Consider the following 17,241-nt stretch of genomic DNA (forward strand, 5'->3'; position numbering starts at 1 on the left):
GGAACTGGTTGAACCAGCCGGCCAGGGTGGCGGTTTCGTCTTTGCCCTGGACCTTGAGTTGCCGAGTGAGGTCACCTTCGCCCTCGGCGATTTCCTGCAGGCCATCGGCCACGCCGCGAATCGGCCGCACGATAACGCTGGCAAAGCTGGCACCGACAATCGCGAACACCACGGCCAGCGCCGCGGCGATGGCGGCGATCAACCAGGTCAGGCGGGTGGCGCCGGCCATCACTTCGTCGCGCTTGATCAGGCCGATAAAGCGCCAGCCCAGGTCTTTGGAGCTGACCACGTTGGCCATGTAGGCCACGCCGTCGATGTCGATCTGGGTTACGCCGTCGCCGCGCTTGGCCAGTTCGGCGTAGTTGGGGCCCAGGTCGGCGAGGGGTTTGAAATTGTGCTTGGCATCGCTGGGGTCGACCAACACGTTGCCGTTGCCTTCCACCAGCATCAGGTAACCGCTGTCACCGAGCTTAATGTTCTTGACCAGTTCGGTCAGTTGCTTGAGCGACACATCCAGGCCGATCACGCCCAGCACATTGCCGGTGGCGTCGGCCACGGTGTGCACGGTGCCGATCAGCACCACGTCGTCCGGTGCCCAGTAATAAGCACCGGTGCGCACGGTGGTGCCGGGCGCGGCAATCGCCGCTTTGTACCAGGGGCGCACGCGCGGGTCGTAGTTGGTCAGCTTGGCGTCGTCGGGCCAGCTGGCGTAGCCGCCGTCGGCCAGGCCGAGAGACAGGTAGGCGGTGGTGGGGTGGCTTTTGGCGAACTGATCGAAAATCGCCAGCAGCTCTTTATTGGTCGGCGTGAGCGGGATCTGCGCGGCGTCGGCGCTGGCGTAGCTCTTGAGCTCCTTGGCCGCGACCACGCGCGGGTCCTTGGCCACGTACTCGACGTTCTGGCTGATGCCGTCGAAGAACTGCTTCATGCCGTTGTCGATCTGGCGGATTTCACGCCCGCTGCTGTCGAGGAAATTAGCCTGGGCCCCCTCGCGCAGGTTCAACACTACCAGTACCGCTACCAGGATGACCGGCACGCACGCGATAGCCGCGAACGCCCAGGTCAGCTTCTGCTTGATATTCATGACTTTCACCCGCGGGTATTTATAGTTTTGGCAAGGCAAACGGTAGTGCTGAGCGTCGCAGGGGTTGTTATGAAGGGTAGGGTCCTTGCGTACGTACCCTCGTTATCGACCGAGAGGGCACGCACTTTAGGACGTGGGGGCGGTTTCAGCCGATCACGGTCTCGGCCAGGGTGTCGCGGCGCATCGATTGCAGGTTTTTCTCGATGGTTTCGCAGATGGCTTCCATCTGGATCTGATGTTCGCTGGAGCGGAACGGGCTTTGCAGGTCGGTGCCGATGCGTTCGATGGCCAGCAGCATAAAGCCCACCACCGTGGAGGCCAGCGGGGTGAACCAGCCCAGGGATTCCACCAGGCCCACCGGTACGATCAGGCAGAACAGCGTGATAAACAGGCGCGGGAAATACACGTACGGGTAGGGCAGCGGCGTGTTGGCGATGCGCTCCATGCCACCCTGGGCGTTGGACAGGTCTACCAGGGTCGACTCCAGCCGCGCCAGGCGAATGCTGTCCAGGTGGCCGGCCTTGTATTCGCGCGCCAGCAACGCCGCCGAGCCGGTGAGGAGGTCGTTGGCGAAATTATTGGTCGCGCCATTGCGCGCAAACTCCTCGGCGGGGATGAACGCGCGCACTTCGTCAGGGCATGGTTGGCCCCTGAGGTGGGCGGCCAGGCAGTTCACATACGCCACATGCCGGCGCAACAGCGTGGATTTGACCGGGTTGACCTCACTGCCAGGGTCGTCCAGCAGGGTCAGCACCTGGCGCGCAAAACTGCGCGAATTGTTGACCATCGCTCCCCACAGCGTACGGGCCTCCCACCAGCGGTTGTACGCGCTGCTGTTGCGAAAACTGATCAGCACCACCAGGGCCGAGCCGAGCAGGGTCAGGGGCATCAGCGGCAGGTTGATCTTGGTGGTGAGAAACAGCATGAAGTCCACCGTGACGGCCACGTCCCACAGCAACAGCCAGAACAACGACCAGCCGACGTAGCCCATGGTCTTGATGACCAGGCGGTACTTTTTGATGATGGCGGCTTTCAAATGACAACCTCGCGACGAGCGTTAAGCGACAGTGCCTTAGCTCGGACGCCGACGAACCCGTTAGGTTCGCCGCAGCCTGAAACGTTTAAGCCGTCGGGCGGAACAATTTTGGCAGCGATGGCAGCAGGTTTGAGAATCGTGGCCTGGCTGAATGTATGGCGGCCTCAGAGTTATGTGTCAGCCTTTAAGACTTGTGCAGATACCTATGCATCCAGAATCAAACCCTAGAGAGTGAACCCTATGAAGATCGGCGTGATTTCCGATACCCACGGCCTTCTTCGGCCCGAAGCCGTGGCGGCCCTGCAAGGTTGCGAGCAGATCGTCCATGCGGGCGACATTGGCAGTGCCGACATTATCGAGCAACTGACCGGCATCGCGCCGCTGCACGTGGTGCGCGGCAACAATGATCAGGATGCGACATGGGCACGCCAGGTGCCGGACCACCTGCACGTTACGCTCAACGGCCGCCAGGCGTTGCTGGTGCATGACATCGCCGATGTCCCGGCGTTGCTCACTCCTCACACGCGCCTGGTCATTACCGGGCATTCGCATAAGCCGTTGATCGAGTGGCGCGGTGACATTCTGTATGTAAACCCCGGCAGCGCGGGGAGCCGACGTTTCAAGTTGCCGGTGACGCTGGCGCTGCTGGAGATGGGCGAGGGCACTGTCGACGCTCGCTTGGTGTCACTGCTGGAGTGAATAGACTTATTGCTGGGCAAGGATGGACGCGAGTAATCCCGGAAAGCGGCTTTCAAGTTCATCGCTGCGCAACGAATTCATGTGGGTGGTGCCTACGCTGCGGCTGTGCACCAGGCCGGCGTCGCGCAGTACGCGGAAGTGGTGGGACATGCTCGACTTGGGCCGTCCGCCATCCAATTCGCCGCAGGTGGCTTCCGGCACGGCGGCCAGGCACCGGACGATCTCCAGGCGCACCGGATCACTCAGGGCGTAGAGCACGCGTTCGAGTGTGAGGTCTTGCAGGGTAGGGTGTTTGAAGGCTCGCATGAAATGAATGATAACAGGGGGGTATCGCTCAATACTATTGTTCGATTACCATCGAACTATCGAATCAGTCACCTGCTTCTGGAGTTCACGATGTCCGCTTTGTTCGAACCCTTCACCCTCAAAGACGTCACCCTGCGCAATCGCATCGCCATCCCGCCGATGTGCCAATACATGGCCGAAGACGGCGTGGTCAACGATTGGCACCACGTCCACCTGGCCGGCATGGCGCGTGGCGGTGCCGGTCTGCTGGTGGTGGAAGCCACCGCCGTTGCCCCGGAAGGCCGTATCACCCCAGGCTGCGCCGGTATCTGGAGCGATGCCCACGCCGAAGCTTTTGTGCCGATGGTGCAGGCTATCAAGGCGGCGGGTTCGGTGCCGGGTATCCAGATCGCCCATGCCGGGCGTAAGGCCAGCGCCAATCGCCCGTGGGAAGGCGATGACCATATCCCTGCCTCCGATGCCCGCAGTTGGGAAACCATCGCGCCGTCTGCGATTGCGTTCGGTGCCAACCTGCCCAACGTACCGCGCGCCATGACCCTGGAAGACATCGCCCGCGTACAACAGGATTTCGTCGATGCCGCCCGCCGGGCCCGCGACGCCGGTTTCGAATGGATCGAACTGCACTTCGCCCACGGCTACCTGGGCCAGAGTTTCTTCTCTGAACACTCCAACCAGCGCACCGATGCCTACGGCGGCAGCTTCGACAATCGCAGCCGTTTCCTTTTGGAAACCCTGGCCGCCGTGCGTGAGGTCTGGCCGGAAAACCTGCCGCTGACCGCGCGTTTCGGCGTGATCGAGTACGACGGCCGTGACGAACAGACGCTCACCGAATCCATCGAACTGGCGCGCCGCTTCAAAGCTGGCGGCCTGGACTTGCTGAGCGTCAGCGTCGGTTTCACCATTCCTGACACTAACATTCCGTGGGGCCCGGCCTTTATGGGCCCGATTGCCGAACGCGTACGCCGTGAGGCCGGTATTCCGGTGACCTCGGCCTGGGGCTTTGGCACCCCGCAATTGGCTGAGGGCGCGTTGCAGGCCGGTCAGCTGGACCTGGTGTCGGTGGGGCGCGCGCACCTGGCCGATCCGCACTGGGCGTATTTCGCCGCCAAGGAGCTGGGTGTGGAGAAGTCCGCCTGGACCTTGCCGGCCCCATACGCGCACTGGCTTGAGCGCTATCGCTGAGCCCATGCCGAGGTAATGAAAGCCACTCCATCGAGTGGCTTTTTTACGGCTGGCGTTTGAGGTGGATACACACGGGATACATAAAAGATAACGAATGAGAACAGATATCAAACACGAATGACTTGATATACCATTCGCGGCGAATTCTTGGCAGGTTTGCCGTCCCATCTGGCTCATTCACTAGGTCAACAACCATGCGTCGTACGCTGATTTCCCTGTGTGTCCTTCAGGCGTTTTCCCCTCTTGGCTGGGCAGAGGAGGTTTCCACAGCGCCCGCGAGCCTTGAATTGCAAGCGACCACTGTCACTGGCGATGGCGATTACGAGACGGCGCAAGGTCCCGTCAAGGGCTACCATGCCACGCGTTCGGCGAGTGCGACGCGCACCGACACCTCTATCCACGAAACCCCGCAATCCATCAGCGTGGTGTCCAAGGACGTGGTCGAAGACCTCGGCGCGACCCGTCTGCAGGATGCCCTTGACTACGCTGGCGGCGTAGGCCGTGCCAACAACTTCGGCGGGCAGGGCCTCACCACGTTTACCGTGCGCGGCTTTACTACCGGCGAGTTCTACCGCAACGGCTTTCCGATCAACCGTGGTTACCCGAACATGCCGGACGCCAACACCATCGAACGTCTGGAAGTGCTGCGCGGCCCGGCCACCATGCTCTACGGTCGTGGCGATCCGGGCGGCACTTTCAATGTGGTGTCCAAGCAGCCGCTGGCCGAACCGACGGTGACCCTCGGCAGCCAGTTGAACGACCAGGGCATGCAGCGCGGCACCCTTGACGCCTCCGGCCCGCTGGACGACGAGGGGCGCCTGGCCTATCGCCTGAACGTCGTGGGTGAGGGCGGCGACACCTTCCGCGACCATGTGTCGACCGAGCGCTACGGCGTGACGCCGGTCATCACCTGGCAGGCCAGCGATGACACCAAGGTGATCTTCGAAGGCGATTTCATGCGCAATAACCATCCGCTGGACCGTGGCCTGACGCGTTTCGCCAACCAGGCCGGCACGCCGTCGCGCGATACCTTCTGGGGCGACAAGGACGTAGGCAAGCTGCACAACGATAACAACATGGCCCAGCTACGTTTCGAGCATATGCTCAACGACAGCTGGACGTTGGGCGGCGGGTTCCAATGGCTGGATGGGACGTTGCAGGGGAATGGCATCGAGGCCAACGGCCCAAGCAGCCTGGGGGCCGACGGCCGCACGCTGCAACGCAACTTCAACTACCGCAAGCTGGAATGGACCGACAAGGACTACCAACTCAATCTGACCGGGCACTTCTCCACCGGCGGCCTCGATCACACCTTGCTGACCGGCGTCGAGTACGAGGACTACGACTATCAGTCGATCATCCAGCGCTCCAGCGCCGCCGCCGGCACCTACCCCATCGATATCTTCAATCCGGTCTACGGCCAGGCGCGTCCACCGCTGACACGCACGCCGACCCACGATAAAGAAAATCTCAAGACCTACGCGGCTTTCGTGCAGGACCAGGTGGCGCTGACCGAACGCTTGAAAGTCCTGGCCGGTGCGCGTTTCGAGCGGTTCGAGCATGACTACGAAAGTTATGTGGCGGGTGTGAAACCCTGGCAGGCCGCGGACAACGCCGTGACTCCACGGCTGGGCGTGATCTACGACCTGACCGACACCGTCGCCGTCTATGCCGACGCTGCGCGTTCGTTCAAGCCCAACACTGGCGCCAGCCGTGAAGGGGGAGGTTTTGCGCCGGAGAAGGGCAAATCCTATGAAATGGGCATCAAGTGGGAAGCCTTGGACCGCCAACTCAGCGTCGACGCGGCGATCTACCAGATCGACAAAAAGAACGTGCTGACCACCGACCCGGTGGATTCCACCTTCAGCGTCGCCGCCGGCCAGGTCCGCAGCCGCGGTTTCGACCTCAACGTTGCCGGCAACATTACCCCCGAATGGCGCGTGATCGGCGGCTATGCCTACGTGGATGCCGAAGTCACCCGCGACAACACCCTGCGCAGTGGCACGCGCTTGCTGAACATCCCGCGCAACAGCTTCAGCCTGCTCAACGTCTACGAATTCCAGGACGGCGCACTCAAGGGCCTGGGCCTCGGCGCCGGCGGCAAATACGTCGATGAACGCGCCGGCCAGACCGCCAACACCGCGTTTTCCATGGGCGCCTACACCGTCATCGACCTGCTCGGCTATTACAAGGTCAACGACAAAATGCGCCTGAACCTGGACGTTAAGAACCTGTTCAACCGTGAGTACGAAGAGGGCGCGTTCGGCAATATCTACGCCTACCCAGGCGCGCCGCGTACGGTGCAGGTGGGCATCGCCTACACCCTGTAACGCGCCTTATCGGCTTGCAATGGCCTCGCTGCGATTGCAAGCCACGTCACAGCCGCGACGGAAAACCGCGCGTCCCCGCAAATAAGCGTTTACGCGCCCATCGATAGATGAGAAAAGCTTGCCCATTTCCCCGCAGATGGACATCCCATGCCTCGTTCAACCCTTATCGCTCGCCTGGTCGTCGCGCTGCTGATCGGCGCGGCGCTGTGGTACATCTGGATCATCACCAGCGCCAAGCTGGGTATCGGCGGTGCCAGCCCGGATCAGCAGCAGATAGGCGTGCTGCCGGGGCTCAGCCCGCGTCACGTCAGCGAGTCCTGCACAGGTGTTGTCGTGACCAGGCAAGGTACCTGGCTGCTGGGTCGGGTCGAGGACGAATATCACACGTTTACGCCGTCCCCCGGGCAGGTCAACCTGAACGAGCAGCTTTACGGCAAGACGCCGAAGGCGCAGGAAGAGGAGGGTGGCTATTCCGGTTTCTTCCCGCGCGATAAACCCGAGACCACCTTCGTGTCGCGGCTGGATGCCGACGGCGCGTTCAAGCCCGTGGCGCAGGTCAGTGGCACCGCATGCCTGGTGTCCAGCGCCGATGGCGAGCGCGTGTTCCTGCTCACCGACCTCAAGCGACCCAAGGAAGCCGAGGGCCAGGAGGTGGTGTTTCGCAGCGATGACCAGGGTAAGACCTGGACCTGGTTGGCCGAAGGATTCTTCCCCGAGCTGGGCGGGGTGCTGACCCAACTCGCGCCGTACTTTTACAGCCAGAACGAGGTCTGGGCCTGGCGCAACCCCGACGAAATCGAGGAGGAAGGCCGTAGCGTGCAGACAGGGGTGTCGTACTCACTGGATGGCGGGCAGCACAGCACGCCGATCGCCACACCACACTCTCTGGTGGTGGGGTCCGAATTCGTGAGCAGCCAGCACCCGCAGATCAAGGAGTGGCACGATTCCAACGATCAGGTGACCCATGTGCTGCAACTGGATGCCAGGCGCGCTTATATCTGGGTGTCCCAGCGCTTCTGGGCCAGCAACCCCGACGGCAAGGGCGACAACCTGGCGTTCAGCGTCACTACCCGCGTCGAGCTGTCGCGCGCGGCCGGAGCGTGGCAGGTGGGAGCGGTGCAGCGTGAAGAAGGCCTGTATATCAACGACCTGGCGAACAACGGCGACGGCCGTGTACTGGGCCTGATCGACCAGGGCCCCCATGGCCACGCCGTCGTCGCTGAAATGAACACCACCACCCTGGCCTGGCAACCCCTGGGCGAGGTGCCCAGCGTGTTCTCGCCACTGGCCTCCAGCACCCAGGCCCAGCAGTTATGGGTGGGACGTAACAGTTTGATGATCAACACCTACAGCGAACACCGCCCACCGCGCTGGCTGTACTGGTGGGGCGACGCCAACATCTCGGCGGGAGCGGTATTTTATTCCAAGGACTGGGGCCAGTCCTGGAAACGTCTGGCCGTGGACGGCTACCGAGGCGTGATCGGCTTCGACGGCGCCGGCGACCGGGTGTTCTGGGCCAAGGAAAGTCACCTGTACGATGTGGGTATTCAGGCCTACGGCTTATAGATAGGTAGGAGGGGCTTGCGCCCTTCCACCTTTTCTTTCACTCGGTTTTAGAGCGGGGTGAGCACGTTCATCACCGTATCCAGCGCCACCCGCGTGTCATCCAGCTGCACCAGCGACGCATGCCGCGCGCCCAGCGCGTCGCGGTTCTGGATCGCGGTGAGGATGGCTTTATGCCGAGGCAGGCTCAGGCCCTGGATGTCCGGGCGGCGGTTGGTGATGTTGATCGATTCGCGCAACGGCAGCGATAGCATGTTGCACATATACGCCAGCAGGTCGTTGCGCGTGGCGTCGGCGATGGCACGGTGGAAGTCCAGGTCGGCCTGCAGCAGCTGTTCGTGAGTCTTAGCGGTTTCCATGCCGCAGTAAGCCTTTTCGATGATAGCGATGTCTTCATCGGTGGCGGTGGTCGCGGCCATGGCGGCGATTTCCGGTTCGAGGATGCGCCGCACACCGGCCAGAGTGTTGAAAAACTCGCTATGGGGCGTGGACTGCATCAACCAGGACAGCACGTCCGGGTCGAGCAGGTGCCATTTGAGCCGTGGCCGCACCACCGCACCCACCCGTGGCTTGGAATACACCAGGCCCTTGGCGCTGAGCACGCGGGTCGCCTCGCGCAATACCGAACGGCTGACCTTGTACTCCTCGCAGAGCGTGGCCTCCATCGGCAGGCGTTCTTCTGGCTTGAAGCGACCGGAAACGATGTGCATGCCCAAGTCCTGGACGATCTGGGCATGCATGCTCTTGCGCGGTTTGGACGGCTGTTGATCCATAACGACAGGGATGCTCTGGCTTAAATTCGCGGCATCATAGCATCCCAATTAGTGGGAATGCCGTGGGACTTCCGCCCCACGGCACCCCACCAGGAAGTCGAAGTCACAGCCCTGGTCGGCCTGCAGCACATGGTCGATGTACAGCTGGCGATAACCGCCGACGATCAAGTTCTGCGGTGGCTTGAGGTCGGCCATGCGCGCCGCCAGCTCGGCGTCGGAAATGTCCAGGTGCAAGCGGCCGTTGGCGCAGTCCAGCTCGATCCAGTCACCTTCCTGCACCGTGGCCAGCGGCCCGCCGGCGGCGGCTTCCGGTGCCACATGCAGCACCACCGTGCCGTAGGCCGTGCCGCTCATGCGCGCATCGGAAATCCGCACCATATCGGTCACGCCTTGGGCCAGCAGCTTGGCCGGCAGACCCATGTTGCCGACTTCGGCCATGCCTGGGTAACCCTTGGGCCCGCAGTTTTTCATGACCAGGATCGAGTTGGCGTCCACATCCAGCTCCGGATCATTGATGCGCGCCTTGTACATGTCGAAGTTCTCGAACACCACCGCACGGCCGCGATGCTGCATCAGTTCGGCGCTGGCCGCCGATGGCTTGAGCACCGCACCGAGTGGCGCCAGGTTGCCGCGCAGCACGCAGATGCCGCCGTCGGCGCGGATCGGGTTGTCCAGGGTGCGGATCACTTCGTCCTGGCCGTAGATCGGCGAATCCTGAGTGTTTTCCCCCAGGGTCTTGCCGTTGACGGTCAGCGCGTTCGGGTGCGGGATCAGGTTGGCTTCACCCAGGCGACGCAGCACTGCAGGCAGGCCGCCGGCATAGTAGAACTCTTCCATCAGAAAGCGCCCCGACGGTTGCAGGTCGACGATGGTCGGCATGCCGCGACCGATGCGGGTCCAGTCGTCCAGGTCCAATTCCACGCCGATACGCCCGGCGATGGCTTTAAGGTGAATCACGGCGTTGGTCGACCCACCGATGGCGGCGTTGACGCGTATCGCGTTTTCAAATGCCTCTTTGGTGAGGATCTTCGACAGCTTCAAGTCCTCGCGCACCATCTCCACCGCGCGCATGCCCGACATATGCGCCAGCACGTAACGACGCGCGTCCACCGCCGGGATCGCCGCGTTGTGCGGCAGGGACGTGCCGAGGGCCTCAGCCATGCAGGCCATGGTCGACGCGGTGCCCATGGTGTTGCAGGTGCCCGCCGAACGGGACATGCCGCCCTCGGCCGCGAGGAAATCGTCCAGGGTGATGGTGCCGGCCTTGACCTGCTCGCTCAGTTGCCACACCACCGTGCCCGAACCGATGTCCTGGCCCTTGTGCTTACCGTTAAGCATTGGCCCGCCGGTGACCACGATTGCCGGTACGTCGCAACTGGCGGCGCCCATCAGCAGGGCCGGGGTGGTTTTGTCGCAGCCGGTCAGCAGCACCACGCCGTCGATCGGGTTGCCGCGAATGGCTTCCTCCACATCCATGCTCGCCAGGTTACGGGTGAGCATGGCGGTAGGACGCAGGTTCGATTCGCCGTTGGAGAACACCGGGAATTCCACCGGGAAACCGCCGGCCTCGATCACACCGCGCTTGACGTGCTCGGCGATCTGGCGGAAATGCGCGTTGCACGGGGTCAGCTCCGACCAGGTGTTGCAGATGCCGATGATCGGCTTGCCATGGAACTGGTGGTCGGCAATGCCCTGGTTCTTCATCCAGCTGCGGTACATGAAGCCGTTCTTGTCAGCGGTACCGAACCACTGGGCGGAGCGTAGGCCGGGCTTTTTATCAGACATGATGGTTTCTCTTATTGTATGACTATATGTTCTCTCTGCGGCTAAACATAAGCGCAAAATCTTCCATTTGGAAGTGTTGTTTCGCAAATAGTACTACTATATAGTCGATCTCACCTGAGGTATGACCCTGGCGAATTTTCGCGAGAGGCGTCCCCCGAGCTTCTATAAAAACAACAATCGGAGATCGACCCCATGAGCCAGGAACTGCGGCTTGTTCGGCGCATCACGCTGAAACTGATTCCCTTCCTGATCCTGCTGTACCTGATCGCCTACGTGGACCGTTCCGCCGTGGGTTTCGCCAAGCTGCACATGGGCGCCGACGTCGGCATCGGTGACGCCGCCTATGGCCTGGGCGCGGGCCTGTTCTTTATCGGCTACTTCCTGTTCGAGATTCCCAGCAACCTGATGCTCGACCGCTTCGGCGCGCGGCGCTGGTTCGCGCGCATCATGATCACCTGGGGCACCATCACCATCGGCATGGCCTTTGTGCAGGGGCCGCACAGCTTCTATGTGATGCGGTTCCTGCTCGGCGCGGCGGAAGCCGGGTTCTTCCCCGGCGTGCTGTACTACATCACCCAATGGTTCCCGGTGCGCCATCGCGGCAAGATCCTCGGTCTGTTCATCCTTTCCCAACCCATTGCCATGATGATCACCGGCCCGGTGTCCGGCGGCCTGCTGGGCATGGACGGCATCCTCGGCCTGCACGGTTGGCAGTGGCTGTTCATCGTGATCGGCACCCCGGCGCTGCTGCTCACCTGGCCGGTGCTGCGCTTCCTGCCGGACGGCCCCAAACAGGTCAACTGGATGAGCGAGGACGAAAAAACCTGGCTGACCGGCGAGCTGGCCAAAGACCTGCAAACCTACGGCCAGACCCGTCACGGCAACCCGTTGCATGCACTCAAGGACAAACGTGTGTTGCTGCTGGCGCTGTTCTACCTGCCGGTGACTCTGAGCATCTACGGCCTGGGCCTATGGCTGCCGACCCTGATCAAACAGTTCGGCGGCACTGACCTGGTCACCGGCTTTATCTCTGCCGTGCCGTATATCTTCGGGATCATCGGCCTGCTGATCATTCCGCGCAGTTCCGACCGTTTGAACGACCGCTACGGCCACCTTGCCGTGCTCTATGTGCTGGGCGCCACCGGCCTGTTCTTCAGCGCCTGGCTCGGCGCGCCGGTGCTGCAGATGGCCGCGTTGTGCCTGGCGGCGTTCGCAATGTTTTCCTGCACCGCGGTGTTCTGGACCTTGCCGGGGCGTTTCTTCGCCGGCGCCAGTGCGGCGGCGGGCATTGCATTGATCAACTCGGTGGGCAACCTGGGCGGTTATATCGGTCCGTTCGTGATCGGCGCGCTCAAGGAATACACCGGCAACCTGGCCTCGGGCCTGTACTTCCTGTGCGGCGTGATGCTGTGCGGCCTGGTGTTGACCGGCGTGGTCTACCGCGTGCTGGAGCGCAAACATGTGCTGCCGGCCGACCAGTTCGCCGCCAGCGCCCGTGGCGCCACCCGTACTTAATTCAAGGAGAAAGCTGATGCGTCTAGTGCAGTTCGAACTCAATAACGGCGAGCGCCGGGTCGGCGTTGTCGATGGCACCCGGTTGCGTGAAGTGCAGGGCGCCCATAGCGTGCGCGAACTGGCCCTGGCCGCCATCCAGGCCGGCACCTCGTTGCAGCGGCAGGTCGACAGCCTGGGCCTGGGCGACAGCCATGACTACGCCGCGTTGCTTGCTGAACAGAAGATCCTGCCGCCCCTGGACCACCCGGACCCGGCCCACATGCTGATCAGTGGCACCGGCCTGACTCACCTGGGCAGCGCCGCCGCCCGCGACAAGATGCACCAGCAGGCCGGCGACGAAGCCACGTTGACCGACACCATGCGCATCTTCAAATGGGGCGTGGAGGGCGGCAAGCCCGCAGCGGGCCAGGCGGGCGTGCAACCGGAATGGTTCTACAAAGGCGACGGCAGCATCGTGGTGCGCCCTGGCCAGGCGTTCCCGGTGCCACCGTTTGCCGAAGATGCCGGCGAAGAGCCGGAGATCGGCGGCCTGTATGTCATCGGTCACGACCGCAAACCCTATCGCCTGGGTTTCGCGGTGGGCAATGAGTTCTCCGACCATGTCATGGAACGCAAGAATTACCTGTACCTGGCCCACTCCAAACTGCGCAGTTGCAGCTACGGCCCGGAACTGCGCGTGGGTGAGTTGCCCCAGCACCTGGCCGGCACCAGCCGCCTGCTGCGCGACGGCCAGGTGATCTGGGAAAACGAATTTCTCAGTGGCGAGGCCAACATGTGCCACAGCCTGGAAAACCTTGAGTATCACCATTTCAAGTACAGTCAGTTCCTCACGCCGGGCGATGTGCACATTCATTTCTTCGGCACCGCCACGCTGTCATTCGCCGACGGTATACGTACCCAACCGGGGGATGTGTTCGAGATCAGCCAGGCCGAATTCGGCGCGCCGCTGATCAACAGCGTCGGCCAGGCCGATGCAGTGTTCGAACCCGGTCACGTCATCACTCTTTAAGGAGCTCCTCATGAGTCAGTTTCTCGGCCACAACTACATCGGCGGCCAGCGCAGCGCCAAGGGCAGCATCAAGCTGCACAGCGTCGACGCCGCCAGCGGTGAAACCTTGCCCCAGGACTTCTTCCAGGCCACCCCGGAAGAAGTCGACGCCGCCGCCCAGGCCGCCGCCACTGCCTACCCGGCGTACCGCGCCCTGAGCGCCGCGCGCCGTGCGCAGTTCCTCGACGCGATTGCCGACGAGCTGGATGCCCTGAGTGATAACTTTGTCGAGCTGGTGTGCCGCGAAACCGCGCTGCCGGCCGTCCGCATCAAAGGCGAACGCGGCCGCACCAGCGGCCAGATGCGCCTGTTCGCCACGGTGCTGCGTCGCGGTGATTTCTACGGTGCGCGCATCGACAAAGCCTTGCCGGACCGCCAGCCGCTGCCGCGTCCGGACCTGCGTCAATACCGCATCGGCCTCGGCCCGGTGGCGGTGTTCGGTGCGAGCAACTTCCCGCTGGCGTTCTCCACCGCCGGCGGCGACACCGCAGCCGCGCTGGCGGCCGGGTGCCCGGTGGTGTTCAAGGCCCACAGCGGGCACATGGCGACGGCCGAATGCGTGGCCGATGCGATCATCCGTGCGGCCGAGGCCACCGAGATGCCCGCCGGCGTGTTCAATATGATCTTCGGCGGCGGCGTCGGTGAGGCGCTGGTCAAGCACCCGGCGATCCAGGCGGTGGGCTTTACCGGCTCGCTCAAAGGCGGCCGTGCCCTGTGCGACATGGCGGCGGCGCGTCCGCAGCCGATCCCGGTGTTTGCCGAGATGTCGAGCATCAACCCGGTGATCGTGCTGCCCCAGGCCCTACAGGCACGGGCAGACACCGTGGCGCGCGACCTGACCGCCTCGGTGGTGCAAGGCTGCGGCCAGTTCTGCACCAATCCGGGCCTGGTGATCGGTATCGCCTCGCCCGAATTCAGCGCATTCACCCGGCAAGTGGCGCAATTGATCGGCGAGCAACCGGCGCAAACCATGCTCAACGCCGGCACCTTGAGCAGCTATGGCAAGGGCCTGGAAAAACTCCTGGCGCACCCCGGCATCCAGCACCTGGCGGGCAATGCCCAATCCGGCAATCAGGCGCAACCCCAGCTGTTCAAGGCCGACGCCAGCTTGCTGATCAATGGCGATGAGGCACTGCAGGAAGAAGTCTTCGGGCCCACCACGGTATTTGTCGAAGTGGCCGACCAGGCCCAGCTCAGCGCGGCCTTGCACGGCCTGCATGGGCAGCTCACGGCAACCCTTATCGGCGAGCCGGGCGACTTGCAGCAGTTCGCCGAACTCACGCCGCTGCTGGAGCAGAAGGTCGGGCGCATCCTGCTCAACGGCTACCCGACCGGCGTGGAAGTCTGCGATTCGATGGTGCATGGCGGTCCGTACCCGGCGACGTCCGATGCCCGTGGCACCTCGGTCGGCACCCTGGCCATCGACCGCTTCCTGCGTCCGGTGTGCTTCCAGAACTACCCGGACAGCCTGCTGCCCGACGCGCTGAAAAATGCCAACCCGTTGCGTATCCAGCGGCTGGTGGATGGCACGCCGTCGCGCGATCCGCTGTAACCACATAACCGGCGTCCAGGAGGTTTCATGTCGTTGAGCGCAGTGACCGCACACCGTGCGCAGTTGGGGGAGGGCCCGTTCTGGGACGGCCCGACCCAGGCGTTGTATTGGGTGGATATCGCCGGCAAGCAGGCGCTGCGCCTCAAGGACGGGGAGTTGCGTACATGGCGGATGCCCGAGCATGTCTCGGCGTTTATCCCCTGTGAACGCGGCGATGCGCTGGTGACGTTGAGCAGTGGCGTCTACCGTCTGGACCTGGCCACCGACGCGCTGACCCTGCTGTGCCAGGCCGATCCGCACCCTGGCAACCGTGGCAATGAAGCGCGTTGCGATGCCCAGGGCCGGCTGTGGTTGGGCACCATGCAGAACAACATCGGCGAGCACGGCGAGGACCTGCCGATCACGCGGCGTTCCGGCGGCCTGTTTCGCGTGGACGCCGACGCCACGGTCACGCCGTTGCTGCAAGGGTTGGGGATTCCCAATACGTTGCTGTGGAGCGACGACGGCAGCCAGGTGCACTTCGGCGACAGCCTCGACGGCACGCTTTATCAGCACGGTATCCAGGCCGACGGCGGTCTGGCATCGCCCACGGTGTGGTTTGGTCCGCATCCGCGTGGCGGGCCGGACGGCTCGGCCATGGACGCCGATGGCTATATCTGGAACGCCCGTTGGGACGGCAGTTGCCTGCTGCGCCTGACGCCCACGGGCGAGGTGGATCGAGTCATCGAGCTGCCGGTCAGCCGCCCCACCAGTTGCGTGTTCGGCGGGCCCAGGCTCACCACCTTGTTTATCACCAGCGCGGCCAGCCCGATGGATCACCCCTTGGACGGTGCCGTGCTGGCTATCGATGTCGATGTACCTGGCAAGCCTTGCCATCGCTTCGCCGGTTAACCCAAGCCCTAAAAACAATAACAAGGAGTCACCCGTATGAATCGTCGTCGTGGTATCCGTTCCCTGTGCTGCGCCGCTGTAGCGGTATCGGCCATGAGCTTGAGCGGGCTGGTGCTGGCCGCTGATGCAGTCAAAATCGGCTTTCTGGTCAAGCAGGCTGAAGAGCCGTGGTTCCAGACCGAGTGGGCTTTCGCTGAAAAGGCCGCCAAGGACAAGGGTTTTGAATTGATCAAGATCGCCGTGCCCGACGGCGAGAAAACCCTGTCGGCCATCGACAGCCTGGCCGCCAACGGCGCCAAGGGTTTTGTGATCTGCCCGCCGGATGTGTCTCTGGGCCCGGCGATTGTGGCCAAGGCCAAGCTCAACGACATGAAGGTCATGGCGGTGGACGACCGTTTCGTCGACGCCAAGGGCAAGTTTATGGAAGACGTGCCGTACCTGGGTATGGCCGCCTTTGAAGTTGGCCAGAAGCAGGGCGCCGCCACGGCCGCCGAAGCGAAGAAGCGCGGTTGGGACTGGAAGGATACCTACGCGGTGGTCAACACCTTCAATGAACTCGATACCGGTAAAAAACGCACCGACGGTTCGATTGATTCGCTGAAAAAAGCCGGTTTCCCTGCAGACCACATCCTTACCGCTGCGCTGAAAACCCTGGATGTACCGGGCAGCATGGACGCCACCAACTCGGCCCTGGTCAAACTCCCAAGCGGCGTGAAAAACCTGATCATCGGCGGTATGAACGACAACACCGTGCTCGGCGGCGTACGCGCCACCGAAGCGGCCGGTTTCAAGGCGGCCAATGTGATTGGCATCGGCATCAATGGCACCGACGCCATCGGCGAGCTGAAAAAACCCGACAGCGGTTTCTTCGGCTCGATGCTGCCTAGCCCGCATATCGAAGGCTACAAAACCGCAGAGATGATGTACGAGTGGGTAACCAAAGGCACCGAACCGCCTAAATACACGGCCATGGACGAAGTGACGCTGATCACCCGTGAGAACTTCAAGCAGGAACTGGAAAAGATCGGCCTGTGGAAATAAGGCAGCTCGCTTTCCTCGGCGGTGCCGGTAACGGTGCCGCCTGATCGGTGTGATGAGGTGGTTATGCACGCGCAAGTCAATCAACAACATACGGCCGGGGCCAGTCTGCGCTTCGACGGCATCGGCAAAACCTTCCCCGGCGTCAAGGCGCTGGACGGTATCTGCTTCACCGCCCACCCGGGGCAGGTACACGCCTTGATGGGCGAAAACGGCGCGGGCAAGTCGACGCTGCTGAAGATCCTCGGCGGAGCCTATATCCCGAGCAGCGGCACGGTGCAGATCGGCGCGCAGACCATGGCCTTCAAATGTGCCGCCGACAGCATCGCCAGCGGCGTGGCGGTGATTCACCAGGAGCTGCATCTGGTGCCGGAAATGAGCGTGGCCGAGAATCTGTTCCTCGGCCATTTGCCCACGCGCTGGGGCGTGGTCAACCGTG

General features: G+C 62.9%; 14 protein-coding genes and 1 pseudogene. 10 read left to right on the forward strand and 5 right to left on the reverse strand.

Annotated features, from left to right (window positions below; translation table 11 throughout):
- Window position 1 precedes the first annotated feature (1 nt).
- A pseudogene (locus G7025_RS27170) lies at window positions 2-1,084 on the reverse strand (HAMP domain-containing protein); the annotation flags it as partial.
- Between the two features lie 145 nt (window positions 1,085-1,229).
- The gene (locus G7025_RS19950) at window positions 1,230-2,120 is read right to left on the reverse strand and encodes a bestrophin family protein (protein ID WP_181080813.1); all 891 of its coding nucleotides are present in this window, start codon (window positions 2,118-2,120) and stop codon (window positions 1,230-1,232) included.
- 240 nt (window positions 2,121-2,360) lie between these two features.
- Here G7025_RS19950 and G7025_RS19955 point away from each other — a divergent pair, with 240 nt between their 5' ends.
- On the forward strand, window positions 2,361-2,819 hold the full coding sequence (locus G7025_RS19955) for a metallophosphoesterase family protein (protein WP_181080815.1): 459 nt from the start codon (window positions 2,361-2,363) through the stop codon (window positions 2,817-2,819).
- Window positions 2,820-2,825: 6 nt separating this feature from the next.
- Here G7025_RS19955 and G7025_RS19960 read toward each other — a convergent pair whose 3' ends face one another.
- Complete coding sequence (locus G7025_RS19960; protein ID WP_181080816.1) at window positions 2,826-3,125, reverse strand: ArsR/SmtB family transcription factor; 300 nt, start codon at window positions 3,123-3,125, stop codon at window positions 2,826-2,828.
- Between the two features lie 90 nt (window positions 3,126-3,215).
- On the opposite strand from G7025_RS19960, the gene G7025_RS19965 reads away from it, so the two are divergent.
- The 3 genes from G7025_RS19965 to G7025_RS19975 all read left to right on the forward strand — a co-directional run bounded on the left by G7025_RS19965 (window position 3,216) and on the right by G7025_RS19975 (window position 8,203).
- Complete coding sequence (locus G7025_RS19965) at window positions 3,216-4,307, forward strand: NADH:flavin oxidoreductase/NADH oxidase (RefSeq protein WP_181080818.1); 1,092 nt, start codon at window positions 3,216-3,218, stop codon at window positions 4,305-4,307.
- Between the two features lie 194 nt (window positions 4,308-4,501).
- Entirely contained in the window at window positions 4,502-6,637 is a 2,136-nt protein-coding gene (locus G7025_RS19970; protein ID WP_181080819.1) for a TonB-dependent siderophore receptor, read from the forward strand.
- Between the two features lie 147 nt (window positions 6,638-6,784).
- Window positions 6,785-8,203, forward strand: coding sequence for a hypothetical protein (locus G7025_RS19975; RefSeq protein WP_181080820.1), 1,419 nt, complete (start codon window positions 6,785-6,787; stop codon window positions 8,201-8,203).
- A 47-nt stretch (window positions 8,204-8,250) separates the two neighbouring features.
- On the opposite strand, the gene G7025_RS19980 is transcribed toward G7025_RS19975, so the two are convergent.
- Complete coding sequence (locus G7025_RS19980; RefSeq protein WP_181080821.1) at window positions 8,251-8,973, reverse strand: FadR/GntR family transcriptional regulator; 723 nt, start codon at window positions 8,971-8,973, stop codon at window positions 8,251-8,253.
- Window positions 8,974-9,021: 48 nt separating this feature from the next.
- On the reverse strand, window positions 9,022-10,758 hold the full coding sequence (locus G7025_RS19985) for an IlvD/Edd family dehydratase (protein WP_181080822.1): 1,737 nt from the start codon (window positions 10,756-10,758) through the stop codon (window positions 9,022-9,024).
- Window positions 10,759-10,950: 192 nt separating this feature from the next.
- Between G7025_RS19985 and G7025_RS19990 the strand changes: the two genes are divergently transcribed.
- The 6 genes from G7025_RS19990 to G7025_RS20015 all read left to right on the forward strand — a co-directional run.
- Window positions 10,951-12,273 carry an MFS transporter gene (locus G7025_RS19990; RefSeq protein WP_181080823.1) on the forward strand — a complete coding sequence of 441 codons (1,323 nt, stop codon included), beginning with the start codon at window positions 10,951-10,953 and terminating at the stop codon, window positions 12,271-12,273.
- Window positions 12,274-12,289: 16 nt separating this feature from the next.
- Window positions 12,290-13,282: an AraD1 family protein gene (araD1, locus tag G7025_RS19995; protein ID WP_181080824.1), complete on the forward strand. Its 993-nt coding sequence runs from the start codon at window positions 12,290-12,292 to the stop codon at window positions 13,280-13,282.
- A 10-nt stretch (window positions 13,283-13,292) separates the two neighbouring features.
- Window positions 13,293-14,873 (forward strand): aldehyde dehydrogenase (NADP(+)), encoded by a 1,581-nt coding sequence (locus tag G7025_RS20000; protein WP_181080825.1) that lies wholly within the window; start codon window positions 13,293-13,295, stop codon window positions 14,871-14,873.
- Between the two features lie 27 nt (window positions 14,874-14,900).
- On the forward strand, window positions 14,901-15,764 hold the full coding sequence (locus G7025_RS20005) for an SMP-30/gluconolactonase/LRE family protein (RefSeq protein ID WP_181080826.1): 864 nt from the start codon (window positions 14,901-14,903) through the stop codon (window positions 15,762-15,764).
- 36 nt (window positions 15,765-15,800) lie between these two features.
- Complete coding sequence (locus G7025_RS20010; protein WP_181080827.1) at window positions 15,801-16,805, forward strand: substrate-binding domain-containing protein; 1,005 nt, start codon at window positions 15,801-15,803, stop codon at window positions 16,803-16,805.
- Between the two features lie 63 nt (window positions 16,806-16,868).
- Window positions 16,869-17,241, forward strand: a 373-nt coding sequence (locus G7025_RS20015) for an ATP-binding cassette domain-containing protein (protein ID WP_181080828.1), incomplete at its 3' end; no start/stop codon positions are given.

It is taken from the genome of Pseudomonas lurida (assembly GCF_013522705.1).
Lineage (GTDB): Bacteria > Pseudomonadota > Gammaproteobacteria > Pseudomonadales > Pseudomonadaceae > Aquipseudomonas > Aquipseudomonas quebecensis.